General features: G+C 69.7%; 6 protein-coding genes. 4 read left to right on the top strand and 2 right to left on the bottom strand.

Going from position 1 to position 7,027, the window contains the following annotated elements:
• A partial coding sequence (locus tag SRB5_RS30415; RefSeq protein WP_323378742.1) for an NYN domain-containing protein occupies window positions 1-625 on the bottom strand: 625 nt, incomplete at its 3' end.
• Window positions 626-824: 199 nt separating this feature from the next.
• On the opposite strand from SRB5_RS30415, the gene SRB5_RS30410 reads away from it, so the two are divergent.
• Both SRB5_RS30410 and SRB5_RS30405 read left to right on the top strand, forming a co-directional pair.
• A complete protein-coding gene (locus tag SRB5_RS30410; protein WP_153456677.1) occupies window positions 825-1,019 on the top strand; it encodes a hypothetical protein in 195 nt (64 codons plus the stop codon).
• 6 nt (window positions 1,020-1,025) lie between these two features.
• Window positions 1,026-1,220 carry a hypothetical protein gene (locus SRB5_RS30405; protein ID WP_194293075.1) on the top strand — a complete coding sequence of 65 codons (195 nt, stop codon included), beginning with the start codon at window positions 1,026-1,028 and terminating at the stop codon, window positions 1,218-1,220.
• Window positions 1,221-1,280: 60 nt separating this feature from the next.
• Here SRB5_RS30405 and dnaE read toward each other — a convergent pair whose 3' ends face one another.
• Window positions 1,281-4,823, bottom strand: coding sequence for a DNA polymerase III subunit alpha (gene dnaE, locus SRB5_RS30400; RefSeq protein WP_323378740.1), 3,543 nt, complete (start codon window positions 4,821-4,823; stop codon window positions 1,281-1,283).
• Window positions 4,824-4,932: 109 nt separating this feature from the next.
• Here dnaE and SRB5_RS30395 point away from each other — a divergent pair, with 109 nt between their 5' ends.
• Window positions 4,933-6,252, top strand: a complete 1,320-nt coding sequence (locus SRB5_RS30395) for a DUF2252 domain-containing protein (protein ID WP_153456676.1) — start codon at window positions 4,933-4,935, stop codon at window positions 6,250-6,252.
• Window positions 6,253-6,303: 51 nt separating this feature from the next.
• Complete coding sequence (locus tag SRB5_RS30390; RefSeq protein WP_153456675.1) at window positions 6,304-6,981, top strand: hypothetical protein; 678 nt, start codon at window positions 6,304-6,306, stop codon at window positions 6,979-6,981.
• The last annotated feature ends 46 nt before the right edge of the window (window positions 6,982-7,027 follow it).

Genomic DNA, 7,027 nt, shown 5'->3' with positions numbered 1-7,027 from the left:
CGGAGGGGAGCGGCGCGGAGAGGATCGCGGCGATCTCCGGGCGGGGGACGGGGGTGGGGGCGCAGACGCCGGTGAGGTCCTTGGGGCGGACGGCGCGGGTGATCCACTGGCGGTCCAGCACGCGGCGTTCGTCGGCCTCGGCGACGAGATCCTCCGACTGGTTGTAGTCCCCGTCGGCCGCCTGCACCGCCCAGAGGTGGACGGCGACCCCGTGCTCCTTCGCCGACATCATGCCGGGGAGCAGATCGCCGTCGCCGGTGACGAGCACGATGTCGGTGCAGGCGCGGTTGCGGGCGAGCTCCGTGAGCTCCGCGTGCATCGCGGCGTCCACACCCTTCTGGGCCCATCGGCCGTCACTGCGCGTGAGGGCGCCCAGCCGTACCGTGACCCGGGGCATGACGCGCAGCCGGCGGTGCTCGGGCTGGGGGACACGGTCGGGGGCGCCGTCGAACCAGTAGATGCGCAGCAGGGGCCGTTCGGTGTCGGCCTCCGCACGGTCGCGCAGGCCCTGGATGAGGGCCGCGTGGTCGATGCTGATGCGGGAGCGGGCCGGCTCACCGGCCAGCAGGCTCGCGGCGGCGCCCAGCAGATAGCCGGCGTCCACCAGGACGACGCAGCGGTCCACGATTCACCCTCTTCCGGCGGCGGGGTCGTGCGGGGGGTTGTCTTCGAGTCTGCCCGACTGGCGGGGGGTTATCAGCCGCTCGCCGATCATCGGCGTGGCGTGCTCCGCCTACCCAGGGTAATTGTCCGACATGCGGTGAAATGCTGGTCGTGCGACGGTGGCTTGCGCGGGGGGATACCCGCAAACCGAAGGAAGTTTCATGGGTAAGGGCAAGAAGCGCAGGAACCAGGAACAGCAGCACCAGCACACCGACCGGTACGCGGTCGACCCGAAGGGCCGCGCCGAGCGGACCTCGCAGGGCGACGAGCGGTCGGCGGAGCGCTCCCAGCGGCGTGGGTCGTCCCCCGAGGTGGACGACTTCGCCCACGGGCCCGAGCACTACGAGGGTCGGTGAGACGCGGTGGGACGCAAGGACCGGAACCGGATACACGACGAGCGGGCCGCGCAGCCCGCTGAGCGGGGGGAGTCCCCCGAGGAGCGGTCTTCCGCCTCCGGAGGGTCCGAGGACAAGGTCAGCAACGCCGTGAACACCGGTGGCGGTGAGGGGTCGCACAAGACCCAGCACCACCGCACGAAGAAGTTCGGGCACAACTGACCCGTGGTACGCCGAGGGGCGCGGCCTTTACGGGCCGCGCCCCTCCGGCGTACTCCCGGCTCAGCTCGCGAGGCAGGACGGCCCCAGGAGAGCCTTCAGATCCCCGAACAGAGCCGGATCCGGGGTCACCCGGTGCCGGTCCAGCCGCAGCACCGTGGTCTTCTGCGTACCGATCAGCTTGACCCGGACCTCGGTCGCACCCCGGTGATGGGTCAGCACCTCCCCGAGCCGCTCGATCAGCGGCGGCGTCACCTTGACCGTCTGGATCGCGATCGTCACCGGCGCGTTCGCCGACGCCTCCGAGAGATCCGGGACCATCAGCTCCATCGCCACCAGCCGCGGCACGTCCTCCCGCTTGTCGAGACGGCCCTTGACGAACACCACCGCGTCCTCGACGAGCTGCGTCGACACCAGCTGATACGTCGCCGGGAAGAACATGCAGTCGATCGACCCCGCCAGATCCTCCACCGTCGCGATGGCCCAGGCGTTGCCCTGCTTGGTCATCTTCCGCTGCAGTCCGGAGATGATCCCGCCGATCGTGACGATCGCGCCGTCGGCGTGCTCCCCGCCGTTGAGCTGGGCGATCGACGCGTCCGACTTCTCGTTCAGCACGTGCTCGATGCCGAAGAGCGGATGGTCGGAGACGTACAGCCCCAGCATCTCCCGCTCCTGGGCGAGGAGATACGCCTTGTCCCACTCGACGTCCGAGAACTCGACGTCCAGCCCGAACGACGGCTCGTCCGAGGCCCCGTCGTCACCCATCCCGCCGAACAGGTCGAACTGGCCCTCCGCCTCCTTGCGCTTGACCTGCACCACGTTGTCGATCATCGGCTCGTAGTGCGCGGTCAGCCCCTTGCGGGTGTGGCCCATGGTGTCGAACGCGCCCGCCTTGATGAGGGATTCGACGGTCCGCTTGTTGCACACGACCGCCTCCACCTTCTCCAGGAAGTCGGGGAACGACGTGTAGCGGCCCTTGGACTTGCGGCAGCGGACGATCGAGTCCACCACGTTCGCCCCGACGTTGCGCACGGCCGTGAGGCCGAAGACGATCGTGTCGGAGCCGCGCGGGGTGAAGTTCGCGTCCGACTCGTTGACGTCCGGGGGGAGCACCTTGATGCCCATCTTGCGGCACTCGTTGAGATAGATCGCCGACTTGTCCTTGTCGTCGCGCACGGACGTCAGCAGCGCCGCCATGTACTCGGCCGGGTAGTTCGCCTTGAGATACGCCGTCCAGTACGAGACCAGCCCGTACGCCGCGGAGTGCGCCTTGTTGAACGCGTATCCCGCGAAGGGCACCAGCACGTCCCACAGCGCCTGGATCGCCTCGTCGCTGTAGCCGTTCTTCCGGGCGCCGGCCTGGAAGATGGTGAAGTTCTTCGCCAGCTCCTCGGGCTTCTTCTTGCCCATCACGCGGCGCAGGATGTCGGCCTCGCCCAGCGAGTAACCGGCGATGATCTGCGCGGCCTTCTGCACCTGCTCCTGATAGACGATCAGGCCGTAGGTGATGTCGAGGACCTCGCGGAGCGGCTCCTCCAGCTCCGGGTGGATCGGGGTGATCTCCTGCTGCTTGTTCTTGCGCAGGGCGTAGTTGATGTGCGAGTTCATGCCCATCGGGCCCGGCCGGTAGAGGGCCGAGACGGCGGAGATGTCCTCGAAGTTGTCGGGCTTCATCATGCGCAGCAGGGAGCGCATGGGGCCGCCGTCGAACTGGAACACGCCCAGGGTGTCGCCGCGGGAGAGCAGGTCGAACGTCGTCGGGTCGTCGAGCGGCAGCGACAGCAGCTCGATGTCCTGCTGCTTGTTGGACTTCACCATCTTGACGGCGTCGTCCATGATCGTCAGGTTCCGGAGGCCCAGGAAGTCCATCTTCAGCAGGCCCAGCGACTCACACGTCGGGTAGTCCCACTGCGTGATCGTCACGCCGTCGGTGTGCCGCACCCAGACCGGGACGTGGTCGGTGAGCGCCTCGCTGGACATGATCACGCCGGCCGCGTGCACACCCATCTGACGGACCAGGCCCTCGACGCCGCGGGCGGTGTCGATGACCTTCTTCACGTCCGGCTCGTTCTCGTACATCCCGCGGATCTCCGCCGCCTCGCTGTAGCGCGGGTGGTCCTTGTCGAGGATGCCGGAGAGCGGGATGCCCTTGCCCAGGACGTCCGCGGGCATGGCCTTCGTCAGCCGGTCGCCCATCGCGTACGGGTAGCCCAGCACCCGCGCGGAGTCCTTGATCGCGTTCTTCGCCTTGATCGTGCCGTACGTGCCGATCATGGCGACCTTGTCCGCGCCGTACTTCTGCGTCACGTACCGGATCACCTCGGCGCGCCTGCGCTCGTCGAAGTCGATGTCGACATCGGGCATGGACACGCGCTCGGGATTCAGGAACCGCTCGAAGATCAGCCCGTGCGGGATCGGGTCGAGGTCCGTGATGCCCATGGCGTACGCGACGATCGAGCCGGCCGCGGAGCCACGGCCGGGGCCCACCGCGATGCCGTTCTCCTTGGCCCACATGATGAAGTCGGCGACGACCAGGAAGTACCCCGGGAACCCCATCTGGATGATGACGTCCATCTCGTACTCGGCCTGCTTCTGCCGGTCCTCCGGGACACCGCCCGGATAGCGGCGGGCCATGCCGCGCTTGACCTCCTCCTGGAACCAGGTGATCTCCGAGTACCCCTCGGGCACGTCGAAGCGCGGCATCAGGTCGTGCTTCTCGAACCACCCGGAGGTGTCGATCTGCTCCGCCACCAGCAGCGTGTTGGCGCAGCCCTCCTGCCAGGCGTCGGACGAGTCGATCGCGTACATCTCGTCCGTCGTCTTCAGGTAGTAGCCCCCGCCGTCGAACTTGAAGCGGTCCGGGTCCGACAGGTTCTTGCCGGTCTGGATGCACAGCAGCGCGTCGTGCGCCGTGGCCTCCGAGGCGTACGTGTAGTGCGAGTCGTTCGTCACGATCGGCGGGATCCCGAGCTTCCTGCCGATCTCCAGCAGACCGTCGCGGACCCGGCGCTCGATCTCGATGCCGTGGTCCATCAGCTCCAGGAAGTACCGCCCCTTGCCGAAGATCTCCTGGTACTCGGCGGCGGCCTTCAGCGCCTCGTCGAAGTGGCCGAGCCGCAGCCGCGTCTGGACCTCGCCCGACGGGCAGCCCGTGGAGGCGATGAGGCCCTCGGAGTGCTGCGCGATGACCTCCTTGTCCATCCGCGGCCACTTCGTCAGCCAGCCCTCGGCGTACGCGTCGGACGACAGGCGGAAGAGATTGTGCAGCCCCGTGGCGCTCGCCGCCCAGATCGTCTTGTGCGTGTACCCGCCCGAGCCGGAGACGTCGTCGCGCTTCTGGTGCGGCTGGCCCCACTGGATGCGCCGCTTGTTGCGCCGGGACTCCGGCGCCACGTACGCCTCGATGCCGATGATCGGCGTCACGTTCGCCTTGGTGGCCTGCTGGAAGAAGTCGTACGCCCCGTGCAGGTTCCCGTGGTCCGTCATCGCGATATGGGTCATGCCCATGTCGTTGCACGCCGCGAACATGTCCTTCAGCCGCGCGGCCCCGTCCAGGAGCGAGTACTGCGTGTGTACGTGCAGGTGCGTGAACGGCGGTTTGGCCACGGCGGAGGACCTCCAGCGGTACGGGGCGGCATGACATCCAGGAGACGCCCAGAAGTCTAGATGCCGACTCTGACAGAGCCGCCCGGGCCACGGAGTACGCTCCCGTGTCATGGCGCAGACGCAGGCCCAGCGGGGCGATCACATTCTCGAGGTCTTCGACACGGCGTTCGGCGAGCTGCTGGCCGCCGACCCCGCCGCCTTCCGGGTCAAGTTCCGGAAGATGGCCGCCTCCGCCTTCGCGTTCTACCGGGGCACCGCCGCCCTGTTCTACGCCGACCTCGACCGCGAGGCCAAGGGCGGACCGTTCCTCGACGAGCGGACGGCCCGGGTCTGGATCCACGGCGATCTGCACGCCGAGAACTTCGGCACGTACATGGACGCCAACGGCCGCCTCGTCTTCAACGTCAACGACTTCGACGAGGCCTTCGTCGGCCCCTTCACCTGGGACGTCAAGCGCCTCGCCGCCTCCCTCGCCCTCATCGGCTACACCAAGGCCCTCTCCGACACCCAGATCTCCGCGATCGTCCGCGAGTACGCCGCCGCCTACCACGAGCGCATCCACGCCCTGGCCACCGGCGCCAAGGCCGACGAGGTGCCGCCCTTCACCCTGGAGACCGCCCGCGGCCCGCTGCTCGGCGCCCTGCGCCAGGCCCGGACGCACACCCGGTTCTCCCTGCTGGACTCCATGACGGAGATCGTTGACTACGAGCGCCGCTTCTCCCGCGGCGGCGCGATCCCGCTGGACGAGGCCACGCGTGAGAAGGCCCTCGCCGCCTTTGACGCGTACCTCGAGACCATCCCCGACTCCGGCCGCCCCTCCCGGGAGGCCTACCGCGTCAAGGACGTCATCGGCCGCCGCGGCGTCGGCATCGGCAGCGCCGGGCTGCCCTCGTACAACTTCCTCGTCGAAGGCCACAGCGACGCCCTCGAGAACGACGTCGTGATCTATATGAAGCAGGGCCAGACCCCCGCCGTCTCCCGGCACGTCACCGACCCCGCCATCCGCGCCTTCTTCCGCCACGAGGGCCACCGCACGGTCATCTCCCAGCGCGCCCTGCAGGCCGCCTCCGACCCGTGGCTCGGCTGGAGCGAGCTCGACGGGAACGGGCAGCTGGTCGCCGAGGTGTCCCCGTACGCCGTGGACCTCGACTGGTCCGACATCGACGACCCCGCCGACATCACCGCCGTCGTCGCCGACCTGGGGCGGGCCACGGCCACCATGCACGCCGCCGCCGACGTCGACGAGAGCGGCCACGACCTGGTGCCCTTCTCCACCGAGAAGGCCATCGACGCGGCCGTCGGCGCCGACGCGGAGGGCTTCGCGGAGCTGCTGGTGGACTTCGCGCACTCCTACGGCGCGCAGGCGCGCGCGGACCATCAGACGTTCGTCGACCTGTTCCGTAACGGACGGATTGCGGGACTCGACTGAGGTCCGTTCCTTAGTGACCCTTTACGCCCCTCCGTGGGAGACTCGGCGGCGATGGACACGGCAGACATACGCATCCGGGCAGTACGGGCGGCGCTCTTCACCGCGCTGTGCGTCGTGCTGTCCGCCGGCGCGCATGTCCTGCTCTCCGCCGCGCCGCTGCCGGCCGTCACGGTCGGCTGGCTGACGGCGGGGGTCTTCGCCCTGGCCTTCGCCCTCGCCGGGACCCGGGAGCGCGGCTTCCTGCGGATCGCGGCGCTGCTGGTGCCGCTGGAGCTGGCGGCGGACACGGTCTTCACCACCGGCCAGCACGCCTGCTACGGCGCCTCCGGCGGCCCGATCGCGGGCACCCTGCGCTCGCTGGGCGTGGACCTGCTGTGCGGCGGGGGCGACCTCGGGACCCCGCTGGCGCGGATGACGGCCCGGGGGGATTCGCTGCTGACGGCGGGGGCTGTGTCGCCGTGGCTGCTGCTCGCGGCGCATCTCGCCGTGGGGCTGGTCGGCGCGGCGTGGCTGGCGCGCGGGGAGGCCGCGCTCGCGGGGCTGGCGCGGGCCGCGGCGGTGATGGCGTTCCGGCCGCTGCTGCTGGCGGTCGCCGCCGTGCGTACGCGGCCGGCCGTGCGCCCCTGTACGACGTGGCGCACCCCGGCGCCCGCGGCGCCGTCACGCCTCGCCCTGCTCTCGCACTCCCTGGCCCGGCGTGGGCCGCCGGTTCCCGCACCCGCCGCCTGAGCGGCGGACCGGCGACACCCCCACACCCCACATCGAGCAGAGAGCA

Origin of the sequence: Streptomyces smaragdinus, from assembly GCF_009604385.1 — a bacterium.
GTDB classification, from domain to species: domain Bacteria; phylum Actinomycetota; class Actinomycetes; order Streptomycetales; family Streptomycetaceae; genus Streptomyces; species Streptomyces smaragdinus.
Note: the sequence above shows the minus strand (reverse complement) of the source record. Positions and strands in the feature narration are given on the sequence as shown.

Bases quoted from the DNA above. Each gene is read 5' to 3' on its own strand.
- SRB5_RS30410 (WP_153456677.1), top strand. From the start codon at position 825: ATGGGTAAGGGCAAGAAGCGCAGGAACCAGGAACAGCAGCACCAGCAC.
- SRB5_RS30395 (WP_153456676.1), top strand. From the start codon at position 4,933: ATGGCGCAGACGCAGGCCCAGCGGGGCGATCACATTCTCGAGGTCTTC.
- SRB5_RS30390 (WP_153456675.1), top strand. From the start codon at position 6,304: ATGGACACGGCAGACATACGCATCCGGGCAGTACGGGCGGCGCTCTTC.